Origin of the sequence: Erwinia piriflorinigrans CFBP 5888 (assembly GCF_001050515.1) — a bacterium.
Lineage (GTDB): Bacteria > Pseudomonadota > Gammaproteobacteria > Enterobacterales > Enterobacteriaceae > Erwinia > Erwinia piriflorinigrans.
Window position 1 is genome coordinate 608,088 of record NZ_CAHS01000015.1, and the last position, 17,488, is coordinate 625,575.

16 protein-coding genes are annotated in these 17,488 nt (G+C 45.4%); 7 read left to right on the top strand and 9 right to left on the bottom strand.

The annotated features are described in order from the left end of the window. The first annotated feature begins 1 nt into the window (after nt 1). The 6 genes from hisA (at nt 2) to EPIR_RS10980 (ending at nt 4,677) form a co-directional block, all read left to right on the top strand. Nucleotides 2-739, top strand: a complete 738-nt coding sequence (gene hisA / locus EPIR_RS10955) for a 1-(5-phosphoribosyl)-5-[(5-phosphoribosylamino)methylideneamino]imidazole-4-carboxamide isomerase (RefSeq protein WP_023655465.1) — start codon at nt 2-4, stop codon at nt 737-739. After that, the gene (hisF, locus tag EPIR_RS10960; protein WP_023655466.1) at nt 721-1,497 is read left to right on the top strand and encodes an imidazole glycerol phosphate synthase subunit HisF; all 777 of its coding nucleotides are present in this window, start codon (nt 721-723) and stop codon (nt 1,495-1,497) included. Before hisA ends, hisF begins: the two co-directional genes overlap by 19 nt. Beyond that, entirely contained in the window at nt 1,491-2,102 is a 612-nt protein-coding gene (gene hisIE / locus EPIR_RS10965; RefSeq protein WP_023655467.1) for a bifunctional phosphoribosyl-AMP cyclohydrolase/phosphoribosyl-ATP diphosphatase HisIE, read from the top strand. Before hisF ends, hisIE begins: the two co-directional genes overlap by 7 nt. A gap of 55 nt (nt 2,103-2,157) precedes the next feature. Continuing rightward, entirely contained in the window at nt 2,158-2,634 is a 477-nt protein-coding gene (locus tag EPIR_RS10970; protein ID WP_023655468.1) for a YbaK/prolyl-tRNA synthetase associated domain-containing protein, read from the top strand. Between the two features lie 75 nt (nt 2,635-2,709). Further along, entirely contained in the window at nt 2,710-3,504 is a 795-nt protein-coding gene (locus tag EPIR_RS10975) for an ABC transporter substrate-binding protein (RefSeq protein ID WP_023655469.1), read from the top strand. Nucleotides 3,505-3,561: 57 nt separating this feature from the next. Continuing rightward, nucleotides 3,562-4,677 (top strand): succinylglutamate desuccinylase/aspartoacylase family protein, encoded by a 1,116-nt coding sequence (locus tag EPIR_RS10980; protein WP_023655470.1) that lies wholly within the window; start codon nt 3,562-3,564, stop codon nt 4,675-4,677. Between the two features lie 50 nt (nt 4,678-4,727). On the opposite strand, the gene gndA is transcribed toward EPIR_RS10980, so the two are convergent. Next, entirely contained in the window at nt 4,728-6,134 is a 1,407-nt protein-coding gene (gene gndA, locus EPIR_RS10985; protein ID WP_023655471.1) for an NADP-dependent phosphogluconate dehydrogenase, read from the bottom strand. 327 nt (nt 6,135-6,461) lie between these two features. Here gndA and EPIR_RS10990 point away from each other — a divergent pair, with 327 nt between their 5' ends. After that, nucleotides 6,462-7,910, top strand: a complete 1,449-nt coding sequence (locus EPIR_RS10990) for a CDP-glycerol glycerophosphotransferase family protein (RefSeq protein ID WP_023655472.1) — start codon at nt 6,462-6,464, stop codon at nt 7,908-7,910. Nucleotides 7,911-7,967: 57 nt separating this feature from the next. Here the strand turns inward: EPIR_RS10990 and EPIR_RS10995 are convergent, their stop codons facing one another. From EPIR_RS10995 to galF, 8 genes are all read right to left on the bottom strand, one after another. Next, nucleotides 7,968-9,107: a glycosyltransferase family 4 protein gene (locus EPIR_RS10995; RefSeq protein WP_023655473.1), complete on the bottom strand. Its 1,140-nt coding sequence runs from the start codon at nt 9,105-9,107 to the stop codon at nt 7,968-7,970. A gap of 11 nt (nt 9,108-9,118) precedes the next feature. Beyond that, a complete protein-coding gene (locus EPIR_RS11000) occupies nt 9,119-10,015 on the bottom strand; it encodes a glycosyltransferase (RefSeq protein ID WP_023655474.1) in 897 nt (298 codons plus the stop codon). After that, nucleotides 10,012-11,166 carry a UDP-galactopyranose mutase gene (gene glf / locus EPIR_RS11005; protein ID WP_023655475.1) on the bottom strand — a complete coding sequence of 385 codons (1,155 nt, stop codon included), beginning with the start codon at nt 11,164-11,166 and terminating at the stop codon, nt 10,012-10,014. Before glf ends, EPIR_RS11000 begins: the two co-directional genes overlap by 4 nt. A gap of 8 nt (nt 11,167-11,174) precedes the next feature. Further along, on the bottom strand, nt 11,175-13,067 hold the full coding sequence (locus tag EPIR_RS11010; protein ID WP_048697376.1) for a DUF4422 domain-containing protein: 1,893 nt from the start codon (nt 13,065-13,067) through the stop codon (nt 11,175-11,177). Between the two features lie 25 nt (nt 13,068-13,092). Then, entirely contained in the window at nt 13,093-13,833 is a 741-nt protein-coding gene (locus EPIR_RS11015; protein WP_023655477.1) for an ABC transporter ATP-binding protein, read from the bottom strand. Further along, complete coding sequence (locus EPIR_RS11020; RefSeq protein WP_023655478.1) at nt 13,833-14,600, bottom strand: ABC transporter permease; 768 nt, start codon at nt 14,598-14,600, stop codon at nt 13,833-13,835. Before EPIR_RS11020 ends, EPIR_RS11015 begins: the two co-directional genes overlap by 1 nt. A gap of 865 nt (nt 14,601-15,465) precedes the next feature. Further along, nucleotides 15,466-16,479, bottom strand: a complete 1,014-nt coding sequence (gene galE / locus EPIR_RS11030) for a UDP-glucose 4-epimerase GalE (RefSeq protein WP_023655479.1) — start codon at nt 16,477-16,479, stop codon at nt 15,466-15,468. 49 nt (nt 16,480-16,528) lie between these two features. After that, the gene (gene galF / locus EPIR_RS11035) at nt 16,529-17,425 is read right to left on the bottom strand and encodes a UTP--glucose-1-phosphate uridylyltransferase GalF (protein WP_048697382.1); all 897 of its coding nucleotides are present in this window, start codon (nt 17,423-17,425) and stop codon (nt 16,529-16,531) included. Nucleotides 17,426-17,488 lie beyond the last annotated feature (63 nt).

Sequence of the window (17,488 nt, forward strand, 5' to 3'; positions counted from 1 at the left end):
GATGATTATCCCGGCGTTAGATTTGATTGATGGCAAAGTGGTACGCCTGCATCAGGGCGATTACGGCCAGCAGCGCGACTACGGCAGCGATGCCCTGCCGCGCTTACAGGATTATCAGGACCAGGGCGCGCAAGTCCTGCACCTGGTCGATTTGACCGGCGCGAAAGATCCGGCAGCACGTCAGATCCCTCTGCTGTCCCGACTGCTGGCTGGCGTGAACGTTCCAGTACAGGTCGGTGGCGGTATTCGTCATCAGAACGATGTGGATGCCCTGCTACAGGCGGGTGCAACGCGCGTGGTGGTTGGCTCTACCGCCGTGAAACAGCCTGAGGACGTGCAGCAGTGGTTCAGACAGTACGGCGCAGATGCCATTGTGCTGGCGCTGGATGTGCGTATCGACGCCGCGAATCGCAAAGAAGTGGCGATCAGCGGCTGGCAGGAGGCCGCTGGCATCACGCTGGAAGAGGCCATCGAGCAGTTCCTGCCCTATGGCCTGAAGCATGTGCTGTGCACCGATATCTCACGCGATGGCACGCTGGCGGGTTCCAACGTCAATCTGTATCGCGAAGTGTCGGAACGTTATCCGCAGATTGCTTTCCAGTCTTCCGGCGGCATTGGCTCACTGGAAGACATTAGCGCCCTGCGCGGCAGCGGTGCGCAGGGGGTGATCGTCGGTCGCGCCCTGCTTGAAAATAAATTCACCGTATCGGAGGCGATTTCATGCTGGCAAAACGGATAATCCCCTGCCTTGACGTACGTGATGGTCAGGTAGTGAAAGGCGTGCAGTTCCGCAACCACGAAATCATTGGCGATATCGTGCCGCTGGCGCAGCGTTATGCTGAGGAAGGGGCTGATGAGTTGGTGTTTTATGATATCACCGCGTCGTCGGACGGCCGTGTGGTGGACAAAAGCTGGATCTCGCGGGTAGCAGAGGTGATCGATATTCCCTTCTGCGTAGCGGGTGGCATTAAATCCGTTGAGGACGCTGCGCTACTTCTCTCATATGGCGCGGACAAAATTTCAATTAACTCCCCGGCGCTGGCCAACCCGGAGCTGATTACCCGCCTGGCGGACCGCTTTGGCGTGCAGTGCATTGTGGTTGGCATTGATACCTGGTATGACAGCGACAGCGATAAATATCATGTTAACCAGTACACTGGCGATGAGCACCGCACCCGCGTCACCAGCTGGGAAACCCTCGACTGGGTCAGGGAAGTCCAGCAGCGCGGTGCCGGTGAAATCGTACTGAATATGATGAATCAGGACGGCGTGCGCAATGGTTATGACCTGATACAGCTGCAAAAAGTTCGCGCCGCCTGTAAAGTGCCGCTGATTGCTTCCGGCGGAGCAGGCACGATGGAACATTTCCATGAAGCCTTCCGTGATGCAGACGTCGACGGTGCACTGGCCGCTTCGGTATTTCATAAGCAGATAGTGAATATTGGCGAACTGAAAAAGTTCCTCATTGAAAAAGGTGTGGAGATCCGCGTGTGTTAACAGAACAACAGCTGTCCCAGCTGGACTGGGAAAAAACTGACGGCATGATGCCGGCCATTGTGCAACACGCCGTTTCTGGCGAAGTATTGATGCACGGCTATATGAATCAGCAGGCGCTGACCACCACGCTGACCAGCGGTAAGGTCACTTTCTGGTCGCGCACCAAACAGCGTCTGTGGACTAAGGGAGAAACCTCGCAACATTTTTTGCATGTGGTCAGTATCACCCCGGACTGTGACAACGATACGCTGCTAATACTGGCGCAACCGGCGGGTGCAACCTGCCATCTCGGCACGTCGAGCTGCTTCTCACCGGCGGCAGCCGACTGGACGTTCCTCTATCAACTGGAACAGATTCTGGCAGAGCGTAAGCATGCCGATCCGGAGAGTTCCTACACCGCCCGCCTGTATGCCAGCGGGACCAAGCGCATCGCGCAGAAAGTGGGCGAAGAAGGGGTAGAAACCGCGCTGGCAGCCACGGTTAACGACCGCGAGGAGCTCACCAATGAAGCCGCCGATCTGGTCTATCATCTTCTGGTGCTGTTACAGGATCAAAACCTGAATCTGTCGGCGGTGATCGATAATCTGCGTCAGCGCCATAAATAGCCAACGTCACTTATCTCAGGCCGGTTATCCGGCCTTTTTGCATTCAGGAGCCACCATGAGCACATTTGAAAAACTGACCGCCCTGCTCGACCAGCATCAGGCGCGTTATCAGGTGATGGAACATCAAGCCACGGGAAAATGTGACGAGGTGGCGGCAATCCGTGGCACCGAGCTGGGTCAGGGAGCGAAAGCGTTGGTGTGCCATGTCAAGGGAAACGGGGTGAAACAGCATGTGCTGGCGGTACTGCCGGCTGATAAGCAGGCTAATCTTGCCCAGCTGGCCCAGGCGCTGGGCGGTACCCGAGCCTCGCTGGCCAGCCCGGCTGAAGTCGATAACTTAACCGGCTGCGTGTTTGGTGCTATCCCCCCTTTCAGTTTTCATCCTCATCTGTTGCTGGTGGCCGATCCCAGCCTGTTCAGCCGCTATCAGGAACTGGCGTTCAATGCCGGACTGCTGGAAAAATCGATGATACTCGATACTGACGATTACCGGCGTATCAGCACGCCACGACTGGTTGATTTTACCCGCTAGCGCTTTGCCACTTCACATCCCCACCTGGAGAAGGTAACTTTTTGCACTCGTTGAAATAATAAAATGAAGGGACTAATGAAAAAAAATAATCTGGCAACTTTCTGTAAGCTGGCCGCGCTGGCGCTGATGGCAGGCTGTAGTCTGGCTGCCCAGGCAAAAATTGAACAGGTGCGTTTCGCCGTGGACCCGACCTATCCACCGTTTGAATCTAAAACGCCTAAGGGCGAGCTGGTCGGATTTGATATCGACCTCGGCAATGCGTTGTGCACGCAGATGCAGGCTAAATGCGTCTGGGTGGAAAGCCAGTTTGATGGCATGATCCCGGCGCTTAAAGCGCGCAAATTTGACGCGATCCTCTCCGATATGGGCATTACCGAAGAGCGCCTGAAGCAGATTAACTTTACCGTGCCGCTGTACGATACTCACACCCAGCTGATCGCGCGTAAAGGCTCCGGCCTGCTGCCCACCGCAGCATCGCTGAAAGGCAAAAACGTGGGTGTGCAGCAGGGTACGGTACAAGAACGCTACGCGCTGGCAAAATGGCAGCCGCACGGCGTTAACGTGGTCGCGTATGGCGACCAGGCCCTGGTCGAAAACGATCTGGTTTCAGGCCGCCTCGACGTGGTATTTACCGATGCGGCCCAGGCAGCAATTGGCTTCCTGAAACGCCCACAGGGGCAGGACTTCGAACTGGCTGGCCCGATAGTAGAAGATCCGATTATTGGACCGGGCACGGCAATTGGCCTGCGCAAGGGGGATGAAGAGCTAAAATCCGCACTTGATAACGCCTTTGTCGATATCAAGAAGAACGGCACCTTTGATCGTATCCAGAAGAAATATTTCGCCACGGATATTTCCATTAAGCAGTAACTTCCCGGCCGTACCTGTCGGTACGGCCGTTCTCCCTTTGCAGACGGTGAGTCCATCATGCAACAACGCCATCATCCTTTGTTGAGCGCTTCGCCGGGCACCCGACGAGAGATCACCAGCTATCATTTTGGTCCAGAATCTTCACGTCAGGTTTACATCCAGGCCGCACTGCACGGCGATGAACTGCCCGGCATGGCGGTCGCTTGGTATCTGAAAAATAAATTAAGGGCACTGGAAGCCGCAGATCGTGTCTGTTCTCAAATCACCCTGGTGCCGGTGGCGAATCCGATTGCTCTCGGCCAGCATTGGCACGGCACCCATCTTGGACGTTTTGATACGGCTTCCGGGCAGGATTTTAACCGCCAGTTCCCGGCGATCGGCCAGCCGCTGGCCGATACCGTGGCTCCACTGCTGACGCAGGACGTGCAGCATAATCTGCGGATTATCCGCCGGGCCATCAGCGACTGGTTTACCCGACAGTGTGCAACCACTGAACTCCAGTCGCAGCGTTACATCCTGATGGAGATGGCGTGCCAGGCCGATCTGATGATTGACCTTCACTGTGACTGGGAGGCGCTAACGCACCTCTACACCACACCGCAGGCCTGGCCGGCGATTGAACCGCTGGCGCGTTATCTGGGCAGTGAGGTACAGCTAATCGCTGACGTCTCTGGCGGTGAACCCTTTGACGAAGCCTGCCGAGAACCCTGGAACGTTCTACAGCATGAACTGGGCGCAAGTTTCCCGCTGCCTCAGGGGCTTCAGCCGGTTACACTGGAGCTGCGCGGAGTACGAGATGTAAGCCATCAGCAGGCAGAGCAGGATGCAGATGCGATTATTCACTCATTGGCACAGGCTGGCTATCTGTCCATTCCCCCTGCTCCTCTTCCACCGCTATTAAACCCAGCCGTTCCGCTGGCAGGTTGCGAATACCTTAGCGCTCCCCATGCCGGAGTGATACTCCATCGTCGTGATATAGGAGAATGGATCAATCCCGGAGAAGTGGTGGCTGATATTCTCGACCCGATCGACGATCGGATGACGCCGCTGGTGGCAGAATTTGGCGGCAGGCTGTATGCACGCCACTGGGTACGATTCGCCACGGCGGGGATGCTGGTGAGCAGGCTGGCAGGGAATGAGGCCAGCAGAAGCGGAAACTTACTGGTGCCCTGACGCAAAAAAGGCTTCCCGAAGGAAGCCTTTTGTATGTCATGCAGCAGAAATTAATCCAGCCATTCCGTGTGGAACACGCCGTCTTTGTCGGTGCGCTTGTAGGTGTGAGCACCGAAGTAGTCGCGCTGCGCCTGAATCAGGTTCGCAGGCAGTACCGCTGAACGGTAGCTGTCATAGTACGCGATAGCCGCAGAGAAGGTCGGCGTCGGGATACCGTTCTGCACCGCATAAGCCACCACGTCACGCAGCGCCTGCTGGTACTCATCGGCGATGTTTTTGAAGTAAGGAGCCAACAGCAGGTTCGCAATCTCGGCATTATCTTCGTAAGCATCGGTGATTTTCTGCAGGAACTGAGCACGGATGATACAACCGGCACGGAAAATCTTGGCGATTTCGCCGTAGTTGAGATCCCAGTTGTTCTCAGTTGAGGCGGCTTTCAACTGTGAGAAGCCCTGAGCGTAAGAAACGATTTTGCCAAGATAGAGCGCACGACGCACTTTCTCGACGAACTCGGCTTTATCACCGCTGAAGGTCTGCACTGAAGGGCCGGACAGCACCTTAGAAGCCGCAACGCGCTGGGTTTTCAACGAGGAGAGGTAACGGGCAAACACGGATTCAGTGATCAGTGACAGCGGTTCGCCAAGATCCAACGAGCTCTGGCTGGTCCACTTACCGGTGCCTTTGTTCGCCGCTTCATCCAGAATCACATCAACCAGGTAGTTACCCTCTTCGTCTTTCTTGGTGAAGATATCTTTGGTGATGTCAATCAGATAGCTGCTCAGCTCGCCTTCGTTCCACTCGCTGAAGGTCTTAGCCAGATCTTCATTGCTCAGGTTCAGCGCGCCTTTCAACAGAGAATAGGCTTCAGCAATCAGCTGCATATCGCCGTATTCAATGCCATTGTGCACCATTTTAACATAGTGACCCGCACCGTCCGGTCCCATATAAGCGACGCACGGCTCACCTTCTGCAACGGCCGCAATCTCGGTTAGGATTGGCGCAACCAGCTGGTAAGCTTCTTTCTGACCGCCAGGCATGATTGAAGGGCCTTTCAGTGCGCCCTCTTCGCCACCGGAAACACCGGTACCGATGAAATTGAAGCCCTGCGCAGACAGCTCGCGGTTACGACGAATGGTATCTTTATAGAAGGTATTACCCCCATCAATCAGGATATCGCCTTTATCAAGATGGGGGGTCAGAGATGCAATTGTTTTGTCGGTCGCTTCACCCGCCTGCACCATCAGCAGGATACGGCGTGGTTTTTCCAGAGAGCTAACAAACTCTTCAACGGTGTAATGTGGTACCAGCTTCTTACCGGAATTCTCTGCGACGACTTCATCGGTTTTTTCGCGTGAGCGGTTGAAGATAGAGACTGAGTAGCCGCGGCTCTCAATGTTGAGAGCCAGATTACGGCCCATTACCGCCATACCTACAACGCCGATCTGTTGCTTGGACATTACATACTCCTGTCAGGAAGTGTGAGCGAGGTGTGATACACCTCACATATGGATGTTTTGATAATAACTTAAATAGAACACATGCATAAAGCGATAGATGGGATAGGTAGAAAAAAGTATTAAAAGGCGAGATAGAACTGAAACGGTCAAGGATGGACAAAAAACAACCAATAATAAATTAAAGTCCACGAAAAGTCTTAAGCATAATCCCAATTATTTGACAAGTTGTTCTGTTTCAGGCCGAAATGATTGACTTGAAAGAAATACTGATAAATCCTATGCGAAACCAGTTTTAATGAAAAGAAATCCGTTACAAAAGGAAATAAAATGCTAATAAAAAGAATAAAGTCTTTTTTATATCCTTACTTTTACAGAAGGCAGGATATGAGTTTGCAGAAGCAAGAGGAGATCATGCAAAAGCATGATGAAATATTTCATAGATTAGAAAAGCTAAAGATATACATTGACTATCAAAAAGATGAGATAAATAAAAAAAATGAACTCATATGCGACAAAAACTATCAACGCATCATTAGTACAATTAATGAACAAAATATTCAATTGAAAGATCAACATTCGATGATGACGCAGCAAGTTGAAACGCTATCTCAAAAAGTAAATGCTGTTAGAGATAGGGTATCTTGCCTTTTTTTGGTACATAATATCAGCGCATGGGACAGCCTTAGCCCGGTGTATCATGCTATGCTGAATGATGATGACTTTGAACCTGTCGTTATGAGTATCAATAAAAAATTTCCTGGCGAAGTGAGCTTTACTGGGGAAGAAGCTGTTAATAATTATTTGACTAGCGAAAATATAAAACATATCCGGCTCAAATCAGAAAACTCATACGAAGATCTTGAGATTATCAAAGCGCTCAAACCAGACGTTATTTTCAGACAGTCACAATGGGACCCTGATATTCCTCCTGCATTCTCCACAGAAGAATTAAAATTCTCTAATCTTGCCTTCGTCCCCTACGAAATAATGAACTTCTTGGCGAATGTCGATCCCAATATTGAAAACAGCCCTTTCCATCAGCACTGCTCTATGCTATTCGTGGCGAATAAATATGCATATGATTCGTTTAAGGAAAACTCTGGGATAAACGAAGACCGTATCTTCATAACCGGTCATCCTAAAGTAGAGAAGTTACTTTCATCAGAGGGTAACTGGCCTATTCACTGGCCGGATGGGAGAAAGAATTACCGCGTCCTATGGGGAGCGCATCACAGCATTGATGACAAATGGTCTAATTTCGGTACATTTTTGACACTTTACCCAAAAATGCTTGAGTGGGCTAAAAGTAACCCTGATATTGATGTTGTTTTTAGCCCACACCCTGCTTTGCTAACAATATTACAAAGCGAGAAATATGAACATGTCAGACAAAGCACCGATCTTTTCCTCAAAGAATGGGATGAGTTGCCAAATACAGCAATTTTTCAAAATAATACTTACAGTGAGATTTTCAAAGCTTCAGACGCACTCATTATAGATGGCATAAGTTGGTTGCTGGAATACCAACTGTTGAATAAACCCGTGGTATTTCTAGAAAGAGAGGATCACCTGCCGTTTTTAGAAATTGGTGAAATAATTGCTAGCGGTGTTTACAGGGTAATGGACTTTGATGGTGTGAAGGAAACGTTCCAAAATCTGATAGTGAGATCGGAAGATACCCATGAAGAAAAACGTAAAGCAACCTTAAATAAACTACTGCATATTGATAATGCATCGGAGAACATACTTAAAGTGATAAAAAGGACTTTACGTTAAATAAATTTTGAATTGGGAATAAAAATTGAAAGGGAGATGTGGTTAAAGGATGAAGCATTATTTCCGGCTTGCTGTCAGTCGTTTATAGACAGCAAGCGTACTTGCAATAACGATTTCAGAAGAAAACCTCTCGGTAATAATCTTTGCCCCCCGCTTGCCCATTTCTGCTCTGGTTAAAGGACGCTTAAGGAGATAATGAATACGTTCCGCAAGAGAGCAAATATCTTTTTTACCCACTAAAAAACCATTTTCGTCGTCGGTAATAAGACTTCTGCAACCACCACTGTCATAACAAATACAGGCACGGCCAATCGCACATGATTCAAGAAGTATTCTCGGAATACCTTCATTATAAACAGAAGGGAGAACCACGAGGTTTGCTTCACGGATTAGTTGAGCAACATCACCAGACCTGCCTAACCATTCGATCCAGCCTTTTGCAGCCCATTCCTGAACGAGGGACTCGGGGATGGCATCTTTATCACCCTTCACAGTAATACCAGCTACAAGTATTCTGAAGTTGGTACCCTGCTCCCTGAGTTTAAGTTTTACCTGGATTAAATCATAAAGGCCTTTAGACCATATCAATCGGCTGGCAAATAAAACAATAGGAACATCATTGAGAGGTTCAGGGTGATAACAAAATAAATCTGTATTGACACCAGCTCCATCGATAACGACCGTTTGCGACAAAGAAGCGTTACTAAGCTCCAGCAGCTTATCTCTATCAAGTTTATGCTCGAAAACGAGTAACGCCCTGGGGTTTTTAAGTATAATTTTATAAATAAAGGTGGTTATTTTTTTTAAAAGATTAAAAAGAAAACTACTTGAATCAAAAAGTCGCCCTAATCCTACAAAACTAAGGACAATGGATTTATTTTTGAAGAAAGCATACAGACCACCAATAATAATAGGTTTAACTGTAATGCAATGTAATATGTCAGGTTCTATTTCTTTCAAAATAGACGAAAAATTAAAAATGCTTCTTAAAAATTGTAATGGATTAAGAGACTGCGAACGGACATTTAGCTTATGGCACTGAAAACCTAAGGTTTTGAATTTATCAAAAACAGATTCATCATCAAAATTACAGATAACGTGAATCTCATAGCCATCATCCTTAGCAGATAACGCTCTCTCTAACCAATGTAAATCAAAATACCAGTCTGAATTGACAAAATAGCAAATTATACGCATGAAAACACCGCCTAATGCCGTCGCCCCGTTCTCATGACACACCCATCGATCAAGCCCTTGATAACGTACTTAGTATATCTTAGAGGAGTGGACTGTTTAATGGAAATAGCAATATATTTAAGAAGGCGCATAGAAACAAAACATGAGGAATAAGGAGATTCAGCGCCGAAATATGACTTTGCTAGCAGTAGGTTTCTAGTGAGGTAATATACTTTCCATACTGGGCTGATAGTTTTAGAATTTTGATTTATATCGTGTATGAAATTTATTCCTGGCAGGTAGCGCATACGAGCACCACTGATTTTAAGATGATGCGCATAATAGACATCATCATAATAGATAAAGAGATCATCATGTATAAAATCCGTCGTTTTTGATAAAAGATCTCTTTTAATGATCAACCCAACGAATGAGAAAGATATAATATCTTCTGCAAACTGTCCATTTACACAATATAAAGAGGGTTCTCTAAGATAGGAAATATTATCAATGAAAGTGGTTGGATATTTCTTCCATGGTAAGTTCATTTTACAAACTGCACCTGCTGCATCAACAACCTTTGTCGCATATGCATCAAACTTGGTTGACTCGGCTTCATCAGTGAAATTTTCGACAATATTATCCTGGGGATAGGCATCATCATCATAGATGAACACCCAATCTGCTTTGATATTGTCTCTTATAAACGCCGCCCCCTGTTTAAACCCACCGGCACCACCGGAGTTTGACATAAGATGCAACCGATGCAGTCTTGAGTCGACGATCGAATCTAACCACTCTTTTGTCCCGTCGGTTGACGTATTGTTGACTATCACAATATCGTCAAACGACTGCTGGGCCGTAGAAGCCCAGCAAAGTTTCAGTTTTTCAAGGCGGTTAAAAGTAACAATCAAAGCTACCGATCTCATCTGACATTCACCGTAAATACGGGCATTTTGCTCTCTTGATTTCGCAGCGAATGCAAATATTTTTCAGCTGTCTGTAACGCCTCAGCAATAGTCACATCCATGTCGAGGTAACGATAAGTTCCTAGACGACCTATAAAAGTAATATTTTCTTCTTTTTCAGCCAGACCGAGATATTTATGTAGCAGCTTCATCTCTCCCGGCTGACGGATGGGGTAGTAAGGAATGTCACCATCTTCACAAGCACGACTAAATTCTTTATAGCAAATAGATTGGTCATGACTTTCCCAAGGAGAAAAATACTTGTGCTCTGTAATACGTGTGAATGGAACATCTTGTTCACAGTAATTCATCACGGCACAACCCTGATAATCACCATCATATTTAAAGCGTTCAAAATCCAAAGTTCGATAGCCCAATCGGCCAAATTTATTCTGGTAAAATTCATCTAGCGCACCACTATAAAAAACATGGTCGTATGAGCTTCGCTCTTCATTATTGTAATCAACATTGAGTTCAATTGTTACATTAGGATGATCCGCGATATTTTCAACCATTGTTGTATACCCGCTTTGAGGCATCCCCTGATACTTATGATTAAAATAGTTATCGTCATAATTAAAGCGAACAGGCAAACGTTTTAAAATGGATGCCGGTAGTTCAGCTGGTTCCATCCCCCACTGTTTTATGGTGTATCCCTTGAAGAAGGCTTCATATAACTCTTTACCAACAAATCTAAGTGCCTGTTGTTCGAACGTCACAGGAGATTTAATCGTGCTATCCCCTTTACTTTCAATGAATTCTTTTGCTTGATCAGGGCTAAATGTTTTGTTGAAAAACTGGTTGATGGTATGCAAATTTATAGGTAAAGAAAAAACTTTCCCATTATATGTTGCTTTTACTCTATTAGTATAAGGCATCATTACCGAGAATTGACTCACAAAGTCCCATACTTCCTTGTTATCAGTATGAAAAATATGTGGGCCATAAGTATGCACCATAACACTCGTTTCTTCGTCTCGAGCATCATAACAATTACCAGCAATGTGATCACGACGATCGATAATGCGAATTTTGTGCCCAGACTCGGCAAGTTTGCGTGCGATAACTACACCAGAAAAACCTGCACCCACGATTAATATATTTTTATTCATTTTAGATCCTAACCTAAAAAATTACGTCTAATTTTATAGTATATACGTGCTATATCGCTTCGGCGCTGCGTACCTCGTGGTGCAACTTTATCTAAATACGGCAGCAGTTTTCTTTTTATCGTTGTCTGGAATAGTTCAACCTTGATAGTATCCGCTTGTGTCGAGGCAGTCGGCGTAGAGAGTTGGAGTAATCTGGAGTAGACCTCCAGCTCCCAAGGTGTACCCTGAATATTTTTTATAAAGTTATCGTAATAGTCAACTTTATCGGTTTTCCAAGGTTTGTTTTCCCCTGCAAAATGAATCATTTTGGGATTTTTACGAGCTTGCAGATAACGACTGTAGGTAGAGAATGTGAGATTTGGATAGAAGGTCTCTGTATGCCCGTTACCATGATAGACATTCCACTCCATAGGTAGGAAGTGAACGCGCCCGTGGAAAACCTTGTTCATAATATCCTGATCAAGGAACCAGAAGCTTCTCCCCTTTAACTCGCTCATTAGCCTCCCAAAAATGTCCTCTTTATTCATCTCTGCAATATTGAAAACCATAATTCCGGCCTGGAAATACTCCTCTGGTTTGCTGAGCGCAAGCGTAGTCTTGAGATATTCATCTGCCGTTTGAATACCAGCATCAGACTCTGCGATATTGCCGAACTTTACAAAGCCTTCCATAACAATATCCTGTACAGCAGCTACAAAATTATTGCCGACTGAAATATCCATTAGTTCAGCAAGATCACTCTCCACTACTGTATCAGCATCGATAAACAATACCTTATCGAAATTTCTGAAAAGACGAGGAATAAACAGCCTGGAGTATGTTGCCAAGGTAAAAGGTGGCCTGATATAAGCACCTTTCAGCTCATCAAATGCATGGATGCTAAAAAAGCGAATGCTAAAATTATTTTTATCTTTAATCAATGACAGCATACGGGATTTGTTTTTATTAGAAATCCCACTATCTAAAATAACAATATCGTAATTTTTTTCATTGCTAGAATGATTAATTATTGATTTGATCAATCCACCTGATGCTATCGAAAAATTATCGTCAGAACAAATAACAACGGGAACCAAGTTTTTTTCGTATCGAGCTGTAATATAGCTATTAAAAGTTTCTTTTTGGATAAATGTACGCTGTAACTCTTTTAGTTTTATTTCTGATTCACTTGTCTTTTTAATAATAAAAATATTAAAAAGCCTTTCAGATAAATGACCAAAGACCCTTTTCTCTTGTTGCGAATAGTTCTTGAAGGCTAAATGCCCTTCAAGTTCGCTTAGGATAGAAAACAACCATTCCGAATATTCGATAAAGAGTTCTTTCTTCATAACAAACATATTGGTGTAGTAACCATTATGCGCATTATTAAATTCAGTTGTGGCAATTTTGTACTCTGGATATTTTTTTATTAAAATATTAAGTACGTTTTGATAGTCTTCAATGTGCAGATGATCAGAAAGTTTATAATGCTCATAGTTATTTGAGTTGCCAGCTGCTTTAACAGACCACTTTTTGGGTACAAGCAAGTCAGCATCACCGATGCACTTTCTTATCGACTCTTCATCTAGACCAAATTCGTTTTCATAATCAGTATTTATTTCGGGGCAGTTGACTACGCCCCATATATCTTCATCTTTATATTGATCTTCAGAAAAGTTGAAATGTCTTCTGTAATGCATAAAACCGACATAATCTGATATTTCAGTGTTCTTCCACACCCAATAATGTGCAGTCAACTCACAGTAAAAGGGATTTTTGAATGAAATATTATCTCCAGTATTATCCCCTTGGCAACATATCTCATCAAAAGAATTGGCTTTACCTACATGAAGCGGTTTAATTACTGAAGAACTCAGAAAGGCACTAGGTTTATGATGGGAAGTATAGATGGAAATATTCATTTTTGCATATACTCTTGATGATCTTTTAAGACATTGCAACTTTGTAGGCATTAATAACTTCGTGCGAATTGCCGATCATTTTTAAATGGTGATTTTCGATCCATATGACTCGATCACACACTTTTTCTACGTCGGATAAGTTGTGACTAACAAAAAGAATGGTAACGCCTTTGCTTTTAAATTCGTTAATGGTCTTAATACATTTCCTTTGAAACGCAAGGTCACCGACAGCCATGACTTCATCGATAATTAAAATCTCAGGATCAACCTGCGAAATAACTGAAAAACCAAGTTTAGCCAGCATACCACTTGAATATACACGTATTGGCTCATCAATGAATTCACCCAGCTCAGAGAATTCTATAATTTTGTTAAGACGAGATTTTAGCTCTTTACGTCGTAATCCCAAAAGGGTTGCATTCAGAAGAATATTTTCTCTCCCGGTTAGCTCGGGATGAAACCCACCACCAAGCTCTAACATCGATGCCACGCGTCCCACAACGTTAACTTCTCCCGTTGTCGGTTTCATTACACCAGCAACCAACCCAAGCGAAGTACTTTTCCCCGCCCCGTTTCTGCCGATCAAAGCAACAGATTCACCTTTTTCAATCTTGAAATTGATATTTTCTATAGCCAGGTAGGTCCGTCCACTCAATAAACTCAACGCTCTGCGAGGGTTAAACAGAAGTTCTTTGATGCCAGATCCTATATGATGATAAAGGGGATATTTCTTGGTTACGTTAGCAAATTCGATCACTACACTCATTATAAAATCTCTGCGAATCTGTGTTTAAGCTTGTTAAATATGAAGCTACCGATAAGTAGGAAAATTGCAGAATAGGCATAGAGCTCTCCCACTAAGGTATAGTTAAGTGTGTTTTGCATAAACAACTCACGCCAACTCATTATCATCGATGCGAAGGGGTTATATTCAACTAACCAACTATATTGCTGCGGGATCATCTCCGCAGAATATAAAATCGGCGTACAATAAAACAACAGCATGATACCCAAAGTCACAAACCTCTCCAAATCACGGAAAAAGAGATTGAGTGTCGAAAACATTAAAGAGATACCAAACATCAATATAATTTGTGCCAGTCCTATCAATGGGATACCCCAAAGCCAAACCAGAGAGGGACGCATGTCATAGACATAAAGAAAAACTATAATAACGGGTATTGTACAAAGGAAGTGTAGACACTCCATTAACACATTACTAAATGGTATTACTGAGCGTGGGAATACTGTCTTTTTTATGATTTGAGCATTCGACAGGAAAGAAAAAAGTGAGTTTCCGGCCGAGCTGGCAAACCACTGCCAGGGAAATAAACCAGTGATGATGAAAACTGTATAGTTTGGTATTTGTACTCGCATGACAAGTTTGAATATAAAAAAATAAATCATAGCGAATAATAAAGGGTTTGCTATAGACCACAGATAACCAAAGAAGCTACTTTTATATCTGACCTTGAGTTCTTTTTGAGTTATGACCGTTACCAGATCATAAATATAACCTATACTAAGCTTCATACAATTCTCGTTGATAAATTACTTTCGGAAAATGCACAGATTAAAAATCACATAAATTTAAAAAAATCTGATGATTGTCAGATTGCTGACACTCATTAATATAAATTTTCTTTACTCAACTATAGTCACGAAGTACGTCCCAACCATACGTTTTTAGATTTATTACACTAGAAATCGACCGATTTCCAGCCAACATAAAGGGGGAATAAATCGTCATTGCATATTAGATCTTGTAGAAGTAACTTATGCCATTAGTAAATATTTAACAAACACTCATCTAAATCACAATTATCAGGTTTGGAAAAGCTATGCGGGGACTCGCACTGACCGTTCACAGTCATCCCAGATTGCCCATGCAGATTAATCCATTGACACCCGGGGGTGCCTCATCAATATTATTGATGATATAGCATTCAATTGCTGAACCAGGGATGTCAGTAACACTGGCAATCAAGACTCTCCTGCTAGTGTGTTTTATCTGAAGACACACAGATTCCTGAAGCAGATAAGTCGTGATTATGGGTAGAAAAAGACACGCTACCGCCCCTGAGTTACAGCTCTCAGCGTGCTGAATGCATCCGAAGTTGTCTGTTATAAACAGCTGCATGCTGGCGTATGCAAGCATGAATTTTTCTGACAGGTACTATAACATTCGCACTTTCTTAAAACTAACTAAAATGGTGCGACGACGGCATCATCGATAAATCTAACTGGGTAAAATCCCTCGGCAGCTTTAGTCTGATGTAATCGTTGATGCAGTAGTAACAAAATGTTTTTTTAATTTCAGCCAAGTCACTTTATCTATCTGGTTCAATAACAAAAAAACCCAGCTACCGCTGGGTCTTGCATGCATAAAGACTCCGATTTAGCTGTAGCCTTGTGGATTCTTACTCTGCCAGTTCCACGTATCACGCATCATTTCATCAATCCCACGAGTCACGCGCCAGTTCAGCTCTTTATCGGCAAGCGATGCATCGGCCCAGAAAGCCGCCAGATCGCCGTTACGACGTGGTGAGATCTGATATGGCACTTTGCGGCCGGATGCCTTCTCGAACGCCGTCACCATTTCCAGCACTGAGTAACCTTCGCCAGCACCAAGGTTGTAGGCTTTGTAACCTTCAATGGCAGAGAGATGATCCAGCGCTTTCAGATGACCTTCAGCCAAATCCATCACATGGATATAATCACGTACGCCAGTACCATCTTTCGTCGGGTAGTCATCGCCGAAGATACCCAGTTTTTCGAGACGACCGATGGCGACCTGTGCAATATACGGCAGCAGATTATTAGGAATACCGTTGGGATCTTCACCAATCAGTCCAGATTCATGCGCGCCGACCGGGTTGAAATAGCGTAACGCAATCGTTTTGAATTCGGGAGTGGCTTTCGCATAATCACTTAAAATCTGCTCAACCATCAGTTTGGACGTGCCGTATGGGCTGGTTGTGCCACCGATCGGCGTCGTCTCAACATAAGGCACAGGGGCATCAGCACCGTAGACGGTTGCAGAGGAGCTAAAGATAAATTGATTAACTCCGGCACTGCGCATCTCTTCCAGCAGCACCAGCGTACCCGACACATTATTCTGATAATACTCCAGTGGCTTACGGCTGGACTCCCCTACCGCCTTGAGTCCGGCAAAGTGGATCACAGCGCTAATGTCATGAGCCTTGAAGACTTTACGTAAACAGGCGCGATCGAGGATGTCTCCTTCATAAAAAGCTGCCGACCTGCCGGCGAGCTTTTCCACACGGGCGATCGACTCGCTTGATGCATTGCTCAGGTTATCCAGCACCACAACTTCATCACCGCGCTCAAGTAGAGCTAGAACGGTATGGGAACCGATATAACCGGCTCCGCCGGTAACTAAAATAGACATGTTAACTCCTTCAGATCACACAAGCGGCGCGACCATCGTCAAATTGCGTTCACTTTGCCAGAATCTTTTGAATTTCTTCACGAAACTCACGTCCCTGGGTATGGTTACGCAGCCCCCAGGTGACGAAAGCTTTCATATAACCCAGTTTACGACCGCAATCAAAGCTGTCGCCGCTGAGCAGATGGGCATCCACAGGCGTTTTCTTATTCAAATTGGCAATAGCGTCCGTTAATTGATAACGTCCCCATGCCCCAGGCTCCAATTTTTCCAGCTCCGGCCAGATATCGGCAGAAAGCACATAGCGCCCTACTGCGGCGAGATCGGAGTTTAACGACTGTGGGCTATCTGGCTTCTCAACGAAATCGATAATCGGACTGACTTTGCCCGGGAAGTCCAGCGCTTCTTCAGTGGTAATCACTGAATACTCGGAGAGATCGGCATCCGGCATATGATGCGCCAGCACCTGACTACGGCCAGTTTCCTCAAAGCGGGCGACCATTGCCGCCAGGTTGTAGCGCAATGGGTCGGCGCTGGCATTATCCAGCAGCACGTCCGGCAGTACCACTACAAACGCCTCATCATGCAGCATAGGACGAGCGCACAGCAGAGCATTAGCCAGCCCCTGCGGCTGCGGCTGTCGCACGTTCATAATGGTCACACCCGGCGGGCAGATGGATTTTACTTCACTCAAAAGAGAGCGTTTAACGCGAGCTTCAAGCAGTGCTTCAAGTTCGTAAGAAGTATCAAAATGGTTTTCAACCGCATTCTTGGAGGCGTGGGTGACCAGAACAATTTCCTTAATACCCGCTGCCACGCACTCATCAATGATGTACTGAATCATAGGCTTATCGACTACGGGCAGCATCTCTTTAGGAATAGCTTTTGTTGCAGGGAGCATATGCATTCCGAGACCCGCAACGGGGATAACTGCTTTAAGCTTGGTCATAATTTTTCCATATGAATGATGTAGAAAACACACATTCATTATGCATTAAAGAGATGATTCGCA